The sequence below is a fragment of the Staphylococcus sp. mip270_02 genome, assembly GCF_054031535.1.
The window spans coordinates 2495280-2514268 of record NZ_CM132934.1; the positions used below are offsets into that span (position 1 = coordinate 2495280).

18 protein-coding genes and 1 other RNA gene are annotated in these 18989 nt (G+C 29.8%); 5 read left to right on the forward strand and 14 right to left on the reverse strand.

The window, feature by feature from the left end; translation table 11 throughout:
* Window positions 1-6: 6 nt before the first annotated feature.
* On the reverse strand, window positions 7-1497 hold the full coding sequence (locus ACW5YJ_RS11870) for an aldehyde dehydrogenase family protein (RefSeq protein WP_017722437.1): 1491 nt from the start codon (window positions 1495-1497) through the stop codon (window positions 7-9).
* A 173-nt stretch (window positions 1498-1670) separates the two neighbouring features.
* On the opposite strand from ACW5YJ_RS11870, the gene ACW5YJ_RS11875 reads away from it, so the two are divergent.
* The 3 genes from ACW5YJ_RS11875 (at window position 1671) to ACW5YJ_RS11885 (ending at window position 3866) form a co-directional block, all read left to right on the forward strand.
* Window positions 1671-2531 (forward strand): MurR/RpiR family transcriptional regulator, encoded by an 861-nt coding sequence (locus ACW5YJ_RS11875; protein WP_017722438.1) that lies wholly within the window; start codon window positions 1671-1673, stop codon window positions 2529-2531.
* Between the two features lie 111 nt (window positions 2532-2642).
* Window positions 2643-3395, forward strand: coding sequence for a threonine/serine exporter family protein (locus tag ACW5YJ_RS11880; RefSeq protein WP_017722439.1), 753 nt, complete (start codon window positions 2643-2645; stop codon window positions 3393-3395).
* A gap of 12 nt (window positions 3396-3407) precedes the next feature.
* Window positions 3408-3866: a threonine/serine exporter family protein gene (locus ACW5YJ_RS11885; RefSeq protein WP_017722440.1), complete on the forward strand. Its 459-nt coding sequence runs from the start codon at window positions 3408-3410 to the stop codon at window positions 3864-3866.
* A gap of 1037 nt (window positions 3867-4903) precedes the next feature.
* Here ACW5YJ_RS11885 and ACW5YJ_RS11890 read toward each other — a convergent pair.
* Both ACW5YJ_RS11890 and ACW5YJ_RS11895 read right to left on the reverse strand, forming a co-directional pair.
* Window positions 4904-5719 (reverse strand): alpha/beta fold hydrolase, encoded by an 816-nt coding sequence (locus tag ACW5YJ_RS11890; RefSeq protein ID WP_457338199.1) that lies wholly within the window; start codon window positions 5717-5719, stop codon window positions 4904-4906.
* Complete coding sequence (locus ACW5YJ_RS11895; protein ID WP_135092132.1) at window positions 5694-6455, reverse strand: MBL fold metallo-hydrolase; 762 nt, start codon at window positions 6453-6455, stop codon at window positions 5694-5696. The genes ACW5YJ_RS11890 and ACW5YJ_RS11895 overlap by 26 nt, the downstream gene beginning before the upstream one ends.
* A 120-nt stretch (window positions 6456-6575) precedes the next feature.
* On the opposite strand from ACW5YJ_RS11895, the gene ACW5YJ_RS11900 reads away from it, so the two are divergent.
* Entirely contained in the window at window positions 6576-6986 is a 411-nt protein-coding gene (locus ACW5YJ_RS11900; RefSeq protein WP_228065281.1) for an Lrp/AsnC family transcriptional regulator, read from the forward strand.
* 2127 nt (window positions 6987-9113) lie between these two features.
* Here the strand turns inward: ACW5YJ_RS11900 and ACW5YJ_RS11905 are convergent.
* From ACW5YJ_RS11905 to ACW5YJ_RS11930, 6 genes are all read right to left on the reverse strand, one after another.
* Window positions 9114-9872, reverse strand: coding sequence for a competence protein CoiA family protein (locus ACW5YJ_RS11905; protein ID WP_119604285.1), 759 nt, complete (start codon window positions 9870-9872; stop codon window positions 9114-9116).
* Window positions 9873-10243: 371 nt separating this feature from the next.
* Window positions 10244-10753 carry a DNA topology modulation protein gene (locus ACW5YJ_RS11910; protein ID WP_119604284.1) on the reverse strand — a complete coding sequence of 170 codons (510 nt, stop codon included), beginning with the start codon at window positions 10751-10753 and terminating at the stop codon, window positions 10244-10246.
* Between the two features lie 49 nt (window positions 10754-10802).
* Window positions 10803-11249: a GNAT family N-acetyltransferase gene (locus ACW5YJ_RS11915; RefSeq protein ID WP_457338200.1), complete on the reverse strand. Its 447-nt coding sequence runs from the start codon at window positions 11247-11249 to the stop codon at window positions 10803-10805.
* Window positions 11250-11261: 12 nt separating this feature from the next.
* A complete protein-coding gene (gene fosB, locus ACW5YJ_RS11920) occupies window positions 11262-11681 on the reverse strand; it encodes a FosB/FosD family fosfomycin resistance bacillithiol transferase (protein ID WP_457338201.1) in 420 nt (139 codons plus the stop codon).
* Window positions 11682-11709: 28 nt separating this feature from the next.
* Window positions 11710-11946: a GNAT family N-acetyltransferase gene (locus ACW5YJ_RS11925; RefSeq protein ID WP_457338621.1), complete on the reverse strand. Its 237-nt coding sequence runs from the start codon at window positions 11944-11946 to the stop codon at window positions 11710-11712.
* Window positions 11947-11952: 6 nt separating this feature from the next.
* Window positions 11953-12180, reverse strand: a complete 228-nt coding sequence (locus ACW5YJ_RS11930) for a hypothetical protein (RefSeq protein ID WP_228065282.1) — start codon at window positions 12178-12180, stop codon at window positions 11953-11955.
* Between the two features lie 94 nt (window positions 12181-12274).
* On the opposite strand from ACW5YJ_RS11930, the gene ACW5YJ_RS11935 reads away from it, so the two are divergent.
* A complete protein-coding gene (locus tag ACW5YJ_RS11935) occupies window positions 12275-12946 on the forward strand; it encodes an HAD family hydrolase (RefSeq protein WP_135092152.1) in 672 nt (223 codons plus the stop codon).
* Window positions 12947-13403: 457 nt separating this feature from the next.
* Here ACW5YJ_RS11935 and ACW5YJ_RS11940 read toward each other — a convergent pair whose 3' ends face one another.
* The 5 genes from ACW5YJ_RS11940 to ACW5YJ_RS11960 all read right to left on the reverse strand — a co-directional run bounded on the left by ACW5YJ_RS11940 (window position 13404) and on the right by ACW5YJ_RS11960 (window position 18863).
* Window positions 13404-14060, reverse strand: coding sequence for an Abi family protein (locus ACW5YJ_RS11940; protein ID WP_457338202.1), 657 nt, complete (start codon window positions 14058-14060; stop codon window positions 13404-13406).
* Window positions 14061-14722: 662 nt separating this feature from the next.
* Window positions 14723-15083, reverse strand: a transfer-messenger RNA (tmRNA) gene (gene ssrA / locus ACW5YJ_RS11945).
* 129 nt (window positions 15084-15212) lie between these two features.
* A complete protein-coding gene (gene smpB / locus ACW5YJ_RS11950) occupies window positions 15213-15677 on the reverse strand; it encodes an SsrA-binding protein SmpB (RefSeq protein WP_017722470.1) in 465 nt (154 codons plus the stop codon).
* A 22-nt stretch (window positions 15678-15699) separates the two neighbouring features.
* A complete protein-coding gene (gene rnr, locus ACW5YJ_RS11955) occupies window positions 15700-18087 on the reverse strand; it encodes a ribonuclease R (protein ID WP_171916035.1) in 2388 nt (795 codons plus the stop codon).
* A gap of 35 nt (window positions 18088-18122) precedes the next feature.
* Window positions 18123-18863: an alpha/beta hydrolase gene (locus ACW5YJ_RS11960; protein WP_017722472.1), complete on the reverse strand. Its 741-nt coding sequence runs from the start codon at window positions 18861-18863 to the stop codon at window positions 18123-18125.
* Window positions 18864-18989 lie beyond the last annotated feature (126 nt).

Sequence of the window (18989 nt, forward strand, 5' to 3'; positions counted from 1 at the left end):
TTTTATTTAATCAATATTAATCATTACACTTTTGACTTCTGTATAACTTTGTAATCCATATTCACCACCCATTTCTCTACCAATACCAGACTGTTTATAGCCACCAAAAGGCATTGTCTCTAATTCAAGACCAACTGTGTTAATCCAAACCGTTCCTGCTTTAAGTTTTTTAGAAATATAGTGGCCATTTTTTAGATTCTGTGTCCACACACTTGAAGCCAACCCATATTCACTATCATTTGCTCTATCTATAACTTCATCAATTTCATCAAATACAAATACTGCCATTACAGGACCAAAAATTTCTTCTCTTGCAATTGTCATATCATCTTCGACATCTGCAAAAATAGTAGGTTCTACATAATAACCTTGTTTATTTACTTTACTACCACCGAAAATTAATCTTGCTCCTTCTTCATTGCCTTTATTAATATAATCAATAACTTTATCTTGCTGTTTCTTAGAAATAAGCGGCCCCATATCTGATGAATGTTCCATACTCGGACCTACTTTTACATTTTCAGCTCTTGTTTTTAATCCCTCAATAACTTCATCATATATATCACGGTGTACATAAATTCTTGTACAAGCACTGCAGTTTTGTCCTTGGTTATACATTGTTCCATCAAAAGCACCATCAATAGCTTCGTCTAAATCAGCATCTTTTAACAGTATGGCAGGAGATTTCCCACCTAATTCTAATGTAATATTTTTAATTTGCTCTGCTGCTCCTTTCATTACGTTTTTTCCAACATCTGTTGATCCAGTAAACGCTACCTTATCTACATTTTCATGATTAACAAGAAATTCGCCAGCAGTATGCCCTGGACCTGGTACTATATTAACTACGCCATCTGGAAAACCGGCTTGTTTAAATAAATCAGCCGCATAAAGTAGTGATAATGGAGTTTCTGTTGCTGGTTTAATTACGATGGTACAACCTACTGCTAACGCTGCACCTAATTTCCAAGCAGCCATTAACAATGGAAAATTCCAAGGTATAATTTGACCAACAACCCCTACTGGTTCATGTAAAGTATAGCTAACTAAATCATTTGATATTTGCGTTGTTTTTCCAGATATTTTTGTCGCAAAACCAGCATAATATTCAAATTGTTGAATTGTACCATCTATATCGTCTGCTAAAGCTACTTCATAAGGTTTACCACTATCAATGGCTTCTAACTCAGCAAGTTCTTCCCTATTTTCTTTCAATAATCGAGCAAATTCATATATGATATTCGACCTTGTATGCGCTTCCATTTTTGTCCAAGCACCATTATCAAAAGCTTCCCTCGCAGCTTCAACTGCAATATCTATATCTTTTTCACCAGCTTCACTTACATTTGCAACAATATCTTCTGTTGAAGGATCGATTACTTCAAAACTATTGTTATTTACTGATTGAGTGTAATTTCCATTTATATATAATGGAATTTCTTTACTTAAAAAATCTTGTACCTTTGGTTTCAAATCTTTAATATCAAAATTCAACATTTAATTGCCTCCTTAATCTTATTGATATGAATTTTAACACCAAAAATGAATAAATGTAAACCTTTTAAATTAAAAAAGGAATTTTTTTATTCTTATATTGTTATTTGATTACTGTAATTCTTCTGTTATTATTAATTAAAATAAGAATTATAATAGGAAAGTGAGGGTTCTTAATGAAAAGAAAAACATTATCTTTAAAAGAAAAACTTGTAAATAGAAAAAGTACTTTACCTAAAAAACAACAAAAGCTATGTAATTATATACTTAAAAATTTTGAAGATTTAGGCCTTACCACTATTAAGGAACTCTCAAATAAAGCAGATGTGGGTATTTCTACAGTGATGAGAACCATTAATGCTTTGGATTATAAAAACTTTAATGATTTTAGAAAAGATATTTACAATGAAGCTCTACCTATTAATACTAAATTCTCTTTAAAAAATGCTTTTCTCCATAGTGAAAACCTGAAGACCAATACTTTGACCAATGTATGGGATAAAAGCGTAGATTTATTAAACCAATCATTGAAAACTGATTTAATTACAAACTTTGATGTAGCAGTTCAATATATTGAACAAGCTACAAGTGTAAGTATTCTAGGAACTAGACCTTACAAATCAACTGCTTTATACCTTGAACACTTATTAAATGAATTCTATTTAAATGTCCATCAATTAAGTGGTGATACAGATGCAACACTTGATAAAATAACTAAAATGGCTGCCAGAGATATTCTTATCGTATTTGCATTTGAACCCTACACATATTCAGTCATTAATGCGGTAAAAGAAACAAAGACTCAAGGGAATGACGTATTGTTAATTACAGATTATGATTCTTCTCCAATTATCGAATATGCTTCAGTAACATTGAAGTTGTCCGTTAGCAAAGATCATTTCTCAATCGTCCCAATTATCGCCCTTATAGACGCTTTAGTCTTAGAATTAGGAAAACGTACATCCGAAACTTCGTTAGATAAGCTAAGAACATTAGAAGATACATTGATTAGAAATAATGTTACATATCATAAATAATTTCAAAATAAAATTTTGCTGCATTATTTTTTAGCAATATTTTATTTACTTTCATTGGAAAAAATTAGTATTAAAATAACATCATTATTATTGATTTGGAGGTACAGAATATTGAATAGTTCTCAAGATAAAATAACTATGAGTGTTATTTTAATTGCCAGTAAAATATTACTATCTTCAGGTGCTGAAATTTCACGTGTAGAAGACACAATGAAACGAATGGCTCTCTGTATGGGCTATAATAATAGTCAAGGATACGTTATAAATAACTTCATAAATTTTTCTCTTAGTGAAAGTCACGATACACGTATTGTTCGAATCAATAAAAACGCAACAAACCTACTTAAAATTTTTCGGGTTAACTCTATTTCACGTCAACTAACCAATAATAGTATTTCAATTCATCAAGCTTATAATCTTTTGACCAATATTGAACATACGACTTTAACCATCGCTTTATGGAAAAAACTTATTGCGGCTGGATTTATTTCACTTAGCTTTTTATATTTACATGGTGGCGATTGGCATAATATTATTCCTACATTTATTGCTGGCTCTGTTGGATTTTTTATTGTTGAGTGGATGCAAAGTAGATCACCAACAATGTTTATACCCGAATTGGTTGCTTCTTTTATAGTAGGTTTTATCATTTTATTAAGCGCAAAACTATTTAATATTAATGAGACAATTGGTCCAGCAATGATTGCTTCTATTATGCCTATTGTTCCTGGAGTCTTAATTACTACTGCTATACAGGATTTATTCAGCAGACATATGTTAATGTTTACAGCTAAATTTTTAGAAGCTTTGGTAATTGCTTTTGCTATTGGGTCAGGGATTTCAATTGCTTATTTGATTTTTTAGGAGGGCGTTATTTTGACTTTTATTTACACTTTATTTTTTAGTTTTACAGCTTCTTATTTTTTTGCACTTATATATGACGCCCCAAAAAAGCTATTTTTTGCAGCTGGCTTGGCTGGTGCACTAGGTTATATAGTTAATTTCACATTAAACACATGGTTTCAAATGGATAGTATCTACACCAGTTTACTAGGAAGTTTAACCTTAGGTTTAATCAGCCATATAATGAGTAGATTACTCAAATCTCCTGTTGTTGTTTTTATGATTCCAGGTATTATTCCTTTAGTCCCAGGAAGCTTGGCTTTTAGAGCTATGCAGCAACTTGTAACACTAAATTTCACTGATGCAAGCAATACATTTATTAGAACTATACTTATTGCTGGTTCTATTGCTCTAGGTTTAATAATTTCTGATCAATTATCTAAAACTTTGAATATAAGAAAGTATTTGAAAATAAAACAAAATCAATTATAGTCAACTAAAAATATCAAATTTTTATATAATCGATGATTAACAACAGTTATATTAAAAGCGTCCTGTACATAAATATCTCTAACTAAAAAATAAACATCGATTTCTATTGAAACTATAGAAATTGATGTTTATTTTTATGAAATTTTGCAACTCATAAAAGATGGATATTTGATATCTATATTCACGTTTCAAGTATTCTCTAACTTTCTTTCTATATTTCTTTATTTCAGTTCTACTTTTACGCTTTATCCCCTTTTTTCTGCTCATTTTGATTCATTCATTTAGTTTGTTAAATTTTTGATTTCTTTGTCTGAGTGTATTCCCATTAAATCAATTTTCTCTTAAGTTAAAAGAGTGTCACTCCCTTTTTTATATAAGACATGATTTTATCTTTAAAATTTTCATTATAAAGTAACTTCGTATTTTCATAGTTTCATATACTTTTTTTCATAAAAATGTATATGTTAACATTAGCTTCTATTTTTGTGCTAGCGAAAAACATAGATTGGTCATCAACGAGAGATTGTTAAAGACATTGATTATGAAACTGTTAAACTAATTTTAGGATGATATGAACTAGTATTTAGATGGTGCTAATATTAGTTAAATTCACTTTATAAAATTGTTTCAACAATTTCGTTTATAAATCGTGCGATGTCATTCAGAGAAATTAAAATTGAACTTTTCATTGGTAGGGTAATTTTATTAATAAGAAAGGGCCTTATTTTTTCCATATTAATAAACGAATTCTATCGATTTTATATCGTGCTGACGTCTAGGGGATAGTATGAGTGAGAGACTACAGTTCGAACAATACTCAGAGAAGCGTGTATGATCAGAATCTTGAGATCATTATATAAAAAGGACTAACCCATATTAAAATGGATTAATCCTTTATTTTGAGAATGGAGACTTATGTCCAATGCTCTTATAAACAAACATTTTAGAAAACAATCATAAATAAATATTATATGAATAATTTTCACTTGCAACGTTTTCTATATTCACTAAAAATTATGTCATTGTTAGATTAATGTTTAATTAAAGTATTTTTCAATAAATTTTTCAATAATAATATTTAAGTTTTCAGGATCTTCTAATTGTGGGAAGTGATTGACATTTTCCATTTCTAACCACTCTGAATTTGGTAAGTTTTCCACAATTTCATAAACGCCTTCTTTAGTTGAAACTACATCATCTTTCCCATGAATAACTAAGACAGGCACGTCTAATGATAACAATTTGGAGTCTGCACTATAATACAACATTGCTCGTGTTTGGTTTTTGAAAACAGTAGGCTGCCATTTAGATGCTTCTAATGCAATTTCACTTGAACAACCTAAACGTTGATAAAATTGCTGTGCTTCGCTCGGTGTTGTTTGATAAGCTGCAAACATTTCCTCATTTCCTCCAGCTTTTAGTGCTGATTCCCCTGTAAAAGAACCTCCACCTGCCATTATAATTCCTTTGACGAGTTGCGGATATTTTGTAACAAAAGCTAATGAAGCCAGACTACCAATTGAGTGAGCAACTAATAATATAGGTTCAGTAATATTATTTGCATCGAGTACAGATTTAAGATCTTCTGCATTTTTTTCCATAGTATAAAATGAAGAATCTACAGGCTTGCTTGAAAGACCATAACCTCTATTGTCATGTGTTATGCATAAATAACTTTCTTTCAATAGTTTAACTTGTTCTTGCCAAATATCATGAATACCCATATAACCTGATTGAAAAATGATTGGCGATCCTTTTCCTTGTACTTCATAATATATTTCTAAACCATCTTTCGTATTTGCCCAGGCCATAATCATTTCTCCTTTATTAAAAATTGTATGTGTCTCCGTCATTAGGTACTAAAACTTGTGATTCAATATTTTTTTCTTTTATAAATGTTTTCAATTCATTGCGTGAAAGGTTCCAATGGTTGACAGCTTCCATATGAACAACAATAATTTTTGAATTTGGCGCTGCTTTAGCGGTTTGATAAATATCAAATTTATTCATAACAAGCGATCCACCTTCATAAAATTGATTATCTCCGCCATTCACAACAATAACATCCGGTTTGCAACTATCAATTGTTGTTCTAACTTTGCTATACCAAATTGTATCTCCTGCTACGTACAAAGTTTTCTCACTATTATGTTTGAAGATAACTCCACACACAGGTCCTGTATAATTTAAAATTTCCCCCCTGCCGTGTTCACCTGATGTTTTAATTAATTGTATATCTTCAAACTGCGTGTTCTCAGTTAAGACTTCCACCTTATTAAATCCTATTTGTTTAATTTGTTGTGCATCTTCGTTATTTTGTACAAATATATGCATATCTTTAGGGATAAGTTGTTGGGCAGCTTCATCAAAGTGATCTAAATGTAAATGTGTTAAAATAACAGCATCAATATTAGAAAGTATTAAGTCTACAGATATAGGTAAATCAACTAAGGGGTTATTTTCATTTTCTCTTGGAGCGTTAGGAAACGCTGAAAATGAACCTTTTTCTCCAAGCATGGGATCTACTAAAAATCTTTTGTTCGCAAATTCAACGATTAATGTTGCATTTCTCAAATGATTAATCTTCATAATTTATCTCCTTTATAAATGTGATACGTTAATTTTAAATACTTAAAAAGGTTTAATACATATAAATTTGAAAGATATTTTTTAAATTCACTTGGAATTTGAAAAAAGGAGGACAATATAATGGATGAAATTGATTTCAAAATTTTAGAAGAATTAAAAAGCGATAGTAAAATATCTATGAAAAAATTAGGCGAAAGAGTTAATTTAACTGGTCAAGCTGCCAATAATCGCGTTTTAAAATTAGAAAGGGACAATATTATTGAGGGTTATACCATATCTATTAATCAACAAGCTATAAATTGCAAAATACATGTGTTTATTAATATTTATACACACAAAATATCACATAATTCATTTTTAGATTTTGTAAATGCAGAACAACAATTTGTCGTTCATAATTATAAAATTATTGGGGATGCTTGTTATCTACTAGAATGCCGATTTCCTAGTGACAAACAATTAAATGAGTTTCTTGAGAAATTGAATCAACATGCCAATTATAATATATCTATGGTAATAAACGAAAATTGAAAAAATCTATATTAAATTAAAACAAGAGGTAATATTCTTTCATAAATGTGAAGTGTAATGACAAAATTAGCTAAAAATAGGAACAATTAATTTACAATGCAAATAAACTTATTGATAAGCAGGGTTTAGCGAAAAAGTTACTATTCATATTGAAAAGCAGTAAATCAATGCTAGAACGTGTGAATTTTTCAGATATTAAATTTATTACGCTGAGTCTTTCAAAAGGATTACTAAACAATGAATCATAAAATAATTATTTCTGGAACTTTAATGATTGCCATTACTTACAGTTAAGTATAGTTCGCTCTCGGGTTATTATTTCCTAGTATTTCTAGTGTCTCAAATTAAATAGTGTTACTTTGGACGTGATAAGTTCTACAACTTATTTTGCTTATTGTCTCGCTATAACGATTTCTAATTACCATTATAAATAACAATCCCCAAAGATATTTGTTAATTTAGCTCCTTTAACTTCTATTTTGTACATTTTTATCATATCTTTATATCATAAAACAGTTATATTGTTCTCAGTTTTTTTGATATAATATAATTCACAGGCGTTTAAGTGCTCTTTAATTTAGTTGGTTAGATATTTAAATTATAGAGATTTTTGAGCTTTTTTGTATCAAAAACAGGGCAGATTTTTATATCAGTCCTGTTTAGCATGGGGCTAAAATTTCATAAATAACAAAGAAAACACCAATTTCTGTATAACCTCAGGAGAAATTGATGTTTATTTTTTAGCTGTAGATATTTAAGTCCTAGCTCCTCCCTGTATGAAGAAGGCAGGAGTATATTTCCACTGTATATGTAAGTTTCAAATGGTATAAAAATATTATCATTAAACCTTTTTAGCCCCTGCCTTTTTGATAAATGTTACACAATTGAATCACAAATTGTTACAATTTGTGGTAACACAATTTTTTTCACCTACACAAAATACTTATTTTTTATTTATAACTTATCAATAATAATATAAACAGTAAAATTATAGATGAAATTATACTCAATGACGGCAAGCCAAAAATATTGTTGGAAATTACACTTATTACAACAAAAGTTATTACTACATTTAATTTATTAATCAAAACAGCTTGCTTCTGCTCCTATTGCAGAACCAGCGCCTACTCCAACTATGTAGCAGTAATGGCTCCATAACCAACACCAGTAGCTGTACGGCCTCAAGCACCTCCAATAAGGTCACCCGCCAGTGGCTAAAATACATTTCCCTACTCCACCTTCTATGTTTTCGATTGAAGTTAATAATTCTCATTTATTTGTTTTTTCATAAATAATTTTAGCTTTGTCGTTACTATCAACATATCTTTTTGCATTATTATTCATAACAACTTTAAATTTACCTTCATTTTCTTCTAACTTGTGTATCTGGATTTATTACTTTCATATTATTATCTTATGAATACAACAGAACCTTCGTTATTATAAATGAACAAAAAAATACCCCCTCTATTATTAAAAGTTGAGGAACCTAAAATAATAGAAAGGATTGGGAAATGTGAATGAGAATAGGATTCTGGAGTCCTTTTAGTAATATTCCACTTTTACAAATATATAAACATTATTTTTATAATAAAATTATAAGTTTTATGTTTGAATACAAAAACCAAACACCTTATCAGATATGTAGTAGTTGAAAAAATACAATTTATTAATCACTATAAATTTCGATTATTTCTAACTTTCATCGATTTAATAACTATGTATATAGCATTTATTACCATATATTCACATTTTTACGGATTATTTTCGAAAATACATTGAGGTCTTCAATTATAAGTATTCTTTATACAAAATACTTCTTTGTTATGTATGCTCTTATTAATTTATTTGATCAGTCATTTAAATTAATTTGGTGGTTTTTACGGTTTTTTGTATCACAATAAAAAGCCTATGACCATTTAAGTCATAGGCTTTTCTTATATGGAGACGGCGGGAGTTCATTATACCGCTTATGTATACATTTAAAAATCGTTATAAGTATTGATATATCAACGTTTACATTGCCTTGATGATGTAGTGTAAAATGTTAAAATTGCAAAAACAACATACATTTGTGCACTCTAAACACGTTCATTATCCAAGGATAAGTCACATGAATTATATGAGTTAAGAATTTATAATTGAAGTTACATTTACCATTTGCCTTTTTTTACTTACTGTAGTTTCTATAAATTCTCCTTCATCTTTCCATTCACCAGCAATAGCAATTTTAGCTTCGCGTTTTCCTATATCAAATATTTCATCTCTCACTTCAAAGAAATAATTTTCATTTTTGAAATTTACTCTTAGAGTTCTGTTGCCATAATTAAAAAACATTACTTTTTCATTTGTGGAATAACGATGAAAAAGAGGTACAACTACAACTTGACCCTGAAAGCCATCTAAATAGTTATTGAACACTCTACCATCAAGAAAACAATCTCTAATTAGTACATCACCTATATAACTGTCTGGTGAGTGTTGTCTACAAATTTCAGTAAAGGATCGCAAATTAGTAATTTTATTACCTCTATCATACTCATCTTTACTAGAACTACTACTAATATTCTTTTTATTTGGGTTACTAGTTTTTATTATACCGTCAATAAAAGAATCAAAATTAAAATTTTCTCTATCTTCATCACTAAATTCACTACTTTTATCATATTTACATCCATCTTCGTGTTTATTATCTTTAAGTCTAGCGCTAAATGTATTGAATTCTCTACCTTTACTAGAAATAACTAAAATTAATTTTATACCACATCCTTTACAATAATATATTTTATTTCTATGATTATCATTTAAATCATATGCCTTCACATCTTCATAGATAATTTCACCATTTATATCTTTACCTTTAATAACTTGCGCAGTAGTTGCCATAAGTAACCTCCTCTTTATTGTTGTTTTGATAATCAGCTTCTAAACAATACTCTAATACAAGATGAGTTCAAAAATAATCCTATCGTTTAATTTTTATTTATGTACAAATAGACTTTTTTGTACGTTTACTATCGGCCACTTTTGAACAATACCTGCCAGTCTTTTTTGGATAACAGTAAGTGGTCGTTTTTGGTCGTGTACTGTTACATATTGATTAAACACTTTTGTCTAACCAAACCACATACTCATTTTTGAGTAATAGCTCTTATTACATAACTAAACATACATTACATGGCCATAATATAGTTCTGACATTCGCTCTCTGCTACATCGAGAAATAAATAACCGTATAGTTGTTCGTTTGATGTTTTCTACTGTCTTATTTTTATTTTAAACTCCTCAATTTCTTTAATGCTATTTAAAACAAATATATCTTTATGCTTTTCTACCTCTTTAAATCTATCCAATAAAAATGGTTTTCGATATTTAGGGTAATTCCAAATATATTTCAAAAACGTGAAAGTTATTCTTTCTTTACAGTCATTTCCCATATCAGGTCTAGTCTTACCTCTGTTTTTGATTAACCTTTTGAAAACTCTGTAATAACAAATGCTTCTTGGTAAATTCAAAAATACTATAGTATCAGCTAACTGTAATCTATCTTCTAAAATACCAGTATAATTTCCATCAATAATCCATTCATTTTTTTCTAGTAATGAATTTTGAATATCTATTTGTTCATTTTCTTTGGACATAACCCAATTAGGTTTCCAAAATAGTGCGTCTAAATGATAAACTGGAATGTCTAAAATATTCGATAGCTGCCTTGATAATGTAGATTTACCAGATCCAGACGACCCAATAACTATTATTTTATTCATATTTTAACAACCTCCCCCTTAAATACAACGTGATTATATAAAATATAATTTATATAATCTGTTTTGAAAACCCAGATGCCTTATTTTCAAAACCATTATTTTTATAAAAACTATGAGCATTATCTCGTTCTTTTCTGTTACCACTATTTAAAGTGATTGCTTTGCATCCTAATTGAGTTGCTAACATTTCTGACTCTTTTAATAAAATTGTTCCATAGCCTTTCCCTCTGCAATTAGAATTAATAACAAACGCTAGTATGCGCATATACTCATCATTCTTTTCATAGAACATCATTTTGCACATACCACTCAAACCGATTATCACATCATCTTTTATTAAAAGTAACAAATAATAATCTTCATGACTGTATATCTTTTTTAAACGATTAAATAAATTCTCTGCTATTGTTGGATAACCTAAATCTTCATATAAAACTAGCAATTCTTTAATTTTGATTAAATCTTGTTCTTCAAATAACCTTGCTTCTATTGTCATAATATAACCTACTTATTTATAAAATTTCATATGTGGCTTTTCTTCTTTATAATAATTTAACCTATCTTGTAATGTACCTGTATGTAATTCTAATTTGTGGTTGTCTGGATCAGTAAAGTATATTGATTTTTTATCTCTTATATCTCTATTACGTCCTTCTAATATGTTCACATCATTATCTTTTAACCACTGGTACCATCCACCAAATTCACTTTCATCAATTGTAAATGCCATATGCGTATACGAGTATTGAATTTCATTTCTTGGTATATCCTTTTCTTCATTAAGCGCTAGCCACAGACCACCTAATGTGAAATACGCTGTTTTATCACTCTCTACTAAAATTTCAGCTTGTAAAATTTCTTTATAGAAGATAATAGATTGATTAATATCTGATACAGAATATGTAACGTGATTTATAGATTGAATCAATTTTAAAAATCCTTTCTTATTTATATAATCACTTCAATTTTTTCTCCATACGATAATTTGTAGTTTCAAATCCCATTTTATTATATAAAGATACAGCTCGCTTATTGTGTCCAAATACATGTAAACCAATACTTTCTACATCTTTATCTTTGCAATATTCTTCTATACATTCCATCGTTTTTGTACCTAAGCCTTTCCCTCTATATGTATCTTTTATTTTGATATCATAAATAAAACATTTCTTTTCTTCTTTTACATCAAATATATGTAATCATAAATAACCTATATCCACATTATTATAAAGCACAGATAGTAAATATTGATTACATGTATTTAAACCTTCTGGCAGTAACTTTTCAAATTCTGTACGCGCTATTTCAATTGATCCCTCTTCCTCCCAATCGCCACTTTTAACGTGCTCTGCTGCATATTCAATCATACTTTCCTCATAAAAATCTTTGAAAGTTTGTTGCTTCATATTTTCTAAGTAAACACTCATATTTTTCCTCCTTATTTCAAAAAATTTTCTTAATTTATGATATCATTGTTTTAATTGATTGAATATTCAAATAATTTTTAAGGAGTTTTAAATTATGATAAAGGCAATTTTATTTGATTTAGATGGAACACTATTAGACAGACAATCTTCGTTAATAAAATTTATCGATTATCAATATGACAAATTCATTGATTACTTAAATCACATTGATAAAAATGTTTTTAAAAGTAAATTTATCGAATTAGATCAAAATGGTTATGTTTGGAAAGATAAAGTTTATGCACAATTAATTAATATCTTTAATATCATTGATTTAAGCGCCGATGATTTACTAGATGACTATATTAATAACTTTTGCAATCAGTGTTTACCATACCCTAACTTAAAAGAAACTTTAGATATATTAAGCTCAAATGGGTACAAATTAGGCATAATCACTAATGGTAAATATCCTTTTCAATACGAAAATATTAAATCATTACAAATTGAACAATATATGGATGTAATTTTAGTTTCTGAAAAAGAAAACATAAAAAAACCTAATCCTCTTATTTTTGAAAGAGCCGCTAAAGTTTTAAATGTCGACTTATGTGAGTGTGTCTTTGTTGGAGATAGTTTAAAAAATGATTATGAAGCATCAAGATCAGCTGGAATGTATAGTATATACAGATTAAATGGAGAAAATAATTTTTATAGTGTAAGCGATAGTATTAAAAATTTGTATGAGCTAACTAGTATTGTAAAAGATGCTAACAAATTTGTGTAATTCTTATACTTTTTAAAATAATTACACATAAAACAACCACTCCGAAGTGTGGCAAACTTTACAATGTCTAAATTATTTGTCTCTGAACATAAATAATTCATTAAAAAACATATATATGCTCAATATAAAAACTTAGCTCTACATCTTTCGATGCAGAGCCTACAAACATATAGTTTATTTCCATATTCATAATATTAAGCTATATTTTAATAGTTTTCAAATACTTTAGTAAAGAATCTGTACACTGATTTAAATCTTTCATCATAAATATTTTTATTTCTTTTAGCTCGGTTCATAAAATTTTTAAATTCCAATACCCGATGCTCTCTCATGCTTGAACTCATAACTACATTGTCATATACGAAAAACATAGCTAAAATATCATGTATATTATAATTTCTTAACCTTTTATCTAATAATTTTTTGCTAATACCTAAATTTTTCCGTATTGAGTTATTTAAACATTTTTATCATTCCCATTAATTTGATTTATTGAAACAATATTATTTAAAATTGGTGTATTATGAACAGATTTATTCCTTATATTTTTAACAATTCTTAATATTTTGCTTAATTGTTTAAATTCATTAATATTATATTCATTATGAAGAAATTCGATAAACCAACATAAATCACCAAACTGTAAATATTCTATTAAAAACCATATAGGAGTATTTTGCTCATATTTATCGTAATCTAATTCTCTATACGAACCATATTTTAAATATTTCAACATTTTTTTATAAGGATTTTTTATATTTGAATTCGCTTTTACATGATTAAAAAAACCCCCAACCACTTCATATCCATCTTTATCATTAAGTCTTGTAATATACCTTAAAATTTTTAATTTTGCTGAATGTTCTATATCTAGACAAAATTTAATTATAATATATCTTAATTGTATATCAAGACTTGCTAAATCAACTGTTTCTAATTCATTGAAAAATATCACATCTTCAACATTGCTATTATCTATCTCATAAGTTTCTGTTTGATAATTCACATTAAAGAAGTCGTCAATGTCAACATCTTCATCACGTGTAACGTTATTATCTATTGTATTGTGATAATTCAATATAAATTCTTTTACAGTAGCTTTTTCATTACTCATACATATTCTACTGCCTTTGCCACACGTTTTAATATAGTTTCTATAGCATGGTTTACTAACGCTTATTACAGCGGATATCACTCCATCTGTATACTTCTTATCATCCAAACATGTATGTTTATTAGATTTAACATTACATGTACCTAAAACAAGTTGATAGTTATTTATTACCCCAGTATTTTTTATAATGGTAATATCAATTTAACAATCACCTAATAATCTAAACAGGATAACTTTTGTATTCATTTAATTTCTTTGACTCTATATATAAATACTTTGTTTTCACTAATAATAAATCATCTACTCTATAATGATTTTGAACAACTAAACAAAGTGATTTGTTTTCACTAATATATTTATTGAAATGTTTATTAAAATAACCAATCCCTAAAAGTATTTCGATTTCTGTCTCTTTATTTTTAGATTTCTTATGTTTTTCAAAGATGATAAATAATGAAAGTTAATGATTGGAATATTATTAATAATAGTAGATATGATTTTAATTTATATGTATCTATCAATGATATATCATTAGTAAAATTATTAAATAATCACACTGCCTATTTTAGGTAGTATCTTTTTTCTACAATAGAGCAAAACTGGGACAATATTGGGACAACAAAATAAAAAGCCTATGACCATTTAAGTCATAGGCTTTTCTTATATGGAGACGGCGGGATTCGAACCCGCGTCCAGAGGTTCTGATACTAGCACTTCTACGTGCGTAGTCTATCAATAGGTTTCGCATAATGGGAGGTGATAGACATCCGTCATTATGCTAGTTTGATTAATCTCTTCTAGGCAGACTTCAAACGGCAGTGCCTAGCATATCCTACTATAGGTTGAATCGCGTTAACGGTACATAGGAGATACCGTTAGGCGATGCAGAGTGCTATTACGCAGCTACTGCGAAATTATTGTTTTCTTTGCCAGTTATTATAACTGTGTGTGTTGGTGACGGAGACAGCCCTCCGACACGCTTAACTAGCTCATGGAACCCCTGTCGAATCCAAAAACGCCCCCAGAATAATATTAAATGTACTTTCTGCTGACTTCGTAATGACTTTATAATGACTATACAGTAACTACTAAGCTTTTTCAGAAAGCACATATTATATTACCAAAGATTATCATCTTTGGCAATATATCCGCTCAATAACGGGCTTTCATCTCTCTAGCTACATCACGTTGTACTGCTTTTTCTTTTAAAGCTTGGCGTTTATCATATTTCTTCTTACCTCGAGCAACACCTAATAAGACTTTGCAGTGACCGTGTTTGAGATAGAGCTTCAATGGAACAATTGAATAACCAACTTCACGTGTACGTTCACCTAGTTTTATAATTTCACGTTTGTGCAATAATAGCTTACGTGAACGACGTGGGTCATGGTTAAATCGGTTACCTTCTTCATAAGGTGCAATATGCATATTATTTAAATACATTTCACCACGGTTGACTTGTGCATAACTATCTTTAAGATTTGCACTTCCTCGGCGGATCGATTTAATTTCTGTTCCTTGTAACACAATGCCCGCTTCAATCGTATCTTCAATATTATAATCATGTCTTGCTTTACGATTTTCTGCTAGTGTTCCTGGTGATTTTTTCTTTGGCATTGAGTTTCACCTCTTTGTTGAGTTATTTTTTCTTCTTGCGCGCTTTATTTTTCACTTTTTTATCTTTGTAAAATGGTTTGTGTTTTGTATTACCTTGTTCTTGTTTCCCATTATTACGTTTGTTTTTACCTTTACGTTGTTTCTGCTTCGTACGGTTGCCTTTACTGTTTCGATCATCTTTTGATTTGTCTGATGATTTACCACGCGGATTAGCTTGAATCGTCTTACCACGAGAAGGTCTTTGGCCACGTTCATTTTTAGGTACTGGCATACCTACAATTTGGAAATCAATCATACGTTCATCAACATCAACATTGATTACTTTGATTTCTACAGGATCGCCTATACGGAATACTTTAGCTTGGCGTTCACCAATCATAGCCATTTGACGTTCATCAAAATGATAATAGTCATCTGTCATGTTGGTTACATGTACCATACCTTCAATTGTATTTGGCAATTCAATAAACATACCAAAGTTAGCAACTGAACTAATTATACCTTCGAACTCTTCGCCAATATGTTGTACCATATATTCGGCTTTCTTCAGTTCATCTGTGTCACGTTCAGCTTCTATCGCTCTACGTTCTCTTTGTGACGTATGTTCAGCAATTTCAGGTAACGCTTCTTCCCATTTGTTTTTCTCTTTTCTGTCCATAGACTGTTCTACAATGTACTTGCGAATTAATCTATGCACAATTAAATCAGGATATCTACGTATCGGTGATGTGAAATGCGTGTAATACTCTGCTGATAAACCAAAATGACCCAAGTTCACATCATCATAACGTGCTTGTTGCATTGAACGTAACATCATCGTTGAAATAACCATTTGTTCTGGTTGACCCTCAACTTCTTGCTGGATCTTTTGTAAAGTTGATGGGTGAATGTCTTCTCCTGTCCCTTTAATCATTAAACCAAAATTAGTTACAAAGTCAAAGAATTGACGTAGACGTTCTGATTTAGGTTGCTCATGGACACGATAAATAAATGGTACTTCTAAACGATCAAAATGTTCAGCAATTGTTTCATTAGCAGCTAACATAAATGATTCGATTAGGCGTTCACCTTCACCACGTTTTCTTAATTGAACGTCAGTTGGGATACCTTCCTCATTGACAAGTACTTTGGCTTCATCAATATCGAAATCAATTTCACCACGGCGTTTTCTCATATTAATTAAACGTTGCGACAAGTCTTGTGCTAAATCAAGCATCGGTGTAACTTCACTATATTTATTACGAGTTTCAGCGTTTTGATCCGTTATAATTTCATTTACTTCATCATAAGTCATACGATAATTTGAATGAATTACACTATCAAAAATTTCATGTTTAACAACTTCACCACGTTCATTAAGCTCCATTTGACAACTTAAGGTCAATCTATCTACTTTAGGATTTAATGAACAGATACCGTTACTTAAACGATGCGGAATCATTGGAATTACACGATCAACTAAATAAACACTTGTTGCACGGCTATAGGCTTCTTCATTTAATGCTGAACCTTCAGTTACATAGTAACTTACATCTGCAATGCTTACTGTTAATTGTGTATTACCGTTACTTAATTTTTTAACGCTAATAGCATCATCTAAATCTTTTGCATCTGCGCCATCAATAGTAATTGTCAATTCATCACGTAAGTCATGACGACCTGCAATTTCTGATGATTCAATATGATCTGGAACAGCTTCAGCCTCTGCTAAAACGTTGTCTGGAAATTCAATTTCAATACCGTGTTGATAAATTATTGATAAGATATCTACACCTGGGTCATTCTTGTGACCTAAAATTGCTGAAACGATACCTTCTGGATTATCTGTACCATCAGCATATTTTGTAATTTGTACGAGCACTTTGTGACCATCCACGGCTCCAAGGTTTTGACCTTTTGGAATAAAGATATCTTGCATAATTCGTTTATCATCAGGTAATACAAAACCGAAATGACGTGCTTCACTGTAGGTACCAACCACTTGAGTGACTGAATGTGTTTCTATAGTTTTAACTTCGCCTTCAACTTTACCTTTATGATCCCCTTTAGATTGGTGTACCTCAACTAGGACTGTATCACCGTCCATAGCTCTATTTATCTTTGTAGGTGGGATAAAGATGTCATCCATGTCCTCTACTTCTGGACGTAAGAATGCAAAGCCTTTTTTATTCTGGCTAAGTTTACCTTTTATCAATTTTGGTTGTTTGGATTTTTGTGATTCCTTACGTTGATATCTATCTGTTTTTGTACGTTCAATTAAACCTGTTTGTTCTAATTCAACAAGCACCTTAATTAAGTCTCTAAATGAGTCGGCACTATTTAAACCTAATGCATCTTGAAAATCAGACACAGACATTGGTTCATAATCTGGTTGTTTTATAATTTCTTCAATGGATTGCTTTAAATTCATTATGCCCCTCCTTTCTATTTTTAAATATTTATATTTTAATTAGACCAATCTAATGATTCTAAGAAATTGTAGACGTCTTCGAATACTAATTCTTTCTCTTTGTCTATCGTAATGACATGTCCTGAATTTGCATACCATTTAATATCTTTATCATCAGATTCGCTCTCATTGTATATAATGTTTGCAGAATCTGTATTGATCATTTGATCTTGCTCTGCTTGAATAACTAATAACGGATCCATCACTTCATCAATGTGTTCTCTTACATCTTCAATTTGACCTTGTAATTCTTTTAAAGTATCTGTTGGTTTGAAATTGTCCATTTCTTTTTGAATTGTGGCTTCATCTTTACCTTCATACTTTTTAAAATTACGGGCATATTGTAAAACCCCTTCAAACATAGCGCCCTCAGTCTTAATATACATAGGAGAGCACATAGTTACAATACCCTTTACATCTCTGTTTAAGCTTAATTTTAAAGCATAGCAACCACCCAGTGACAAACCAGCTACAACAATTTCATCATAACCTTTGTCTACTAAAAAATCATAGCCATCTAAGGCATCTTTTAACCATACAAAAGGACTTGATTTTAAAATTTCTTCAGGTGGTGCTGCATGCCCTTCATATTGTGGTGCGTAAGATGTATAACCTTTTTTTTGTAAGAATCGACCTAATTGTCTTACATCTGAGGAATTTCCTGTAAAACCATGCAATAACAACACTGCTCTATTCCCTTCTTCAAAAAAGAATGGCTCTGGAAGTTTCATCTGCATTGTATTCAATCCTTTCGTTTATGCTTTTAATTACAATATTACTATATTTATCTATACTTGAATATTTCACTATTCATTTAAACTCAACATGTCTATTATAAATAAAAAAGCCCGACTTTAACATTG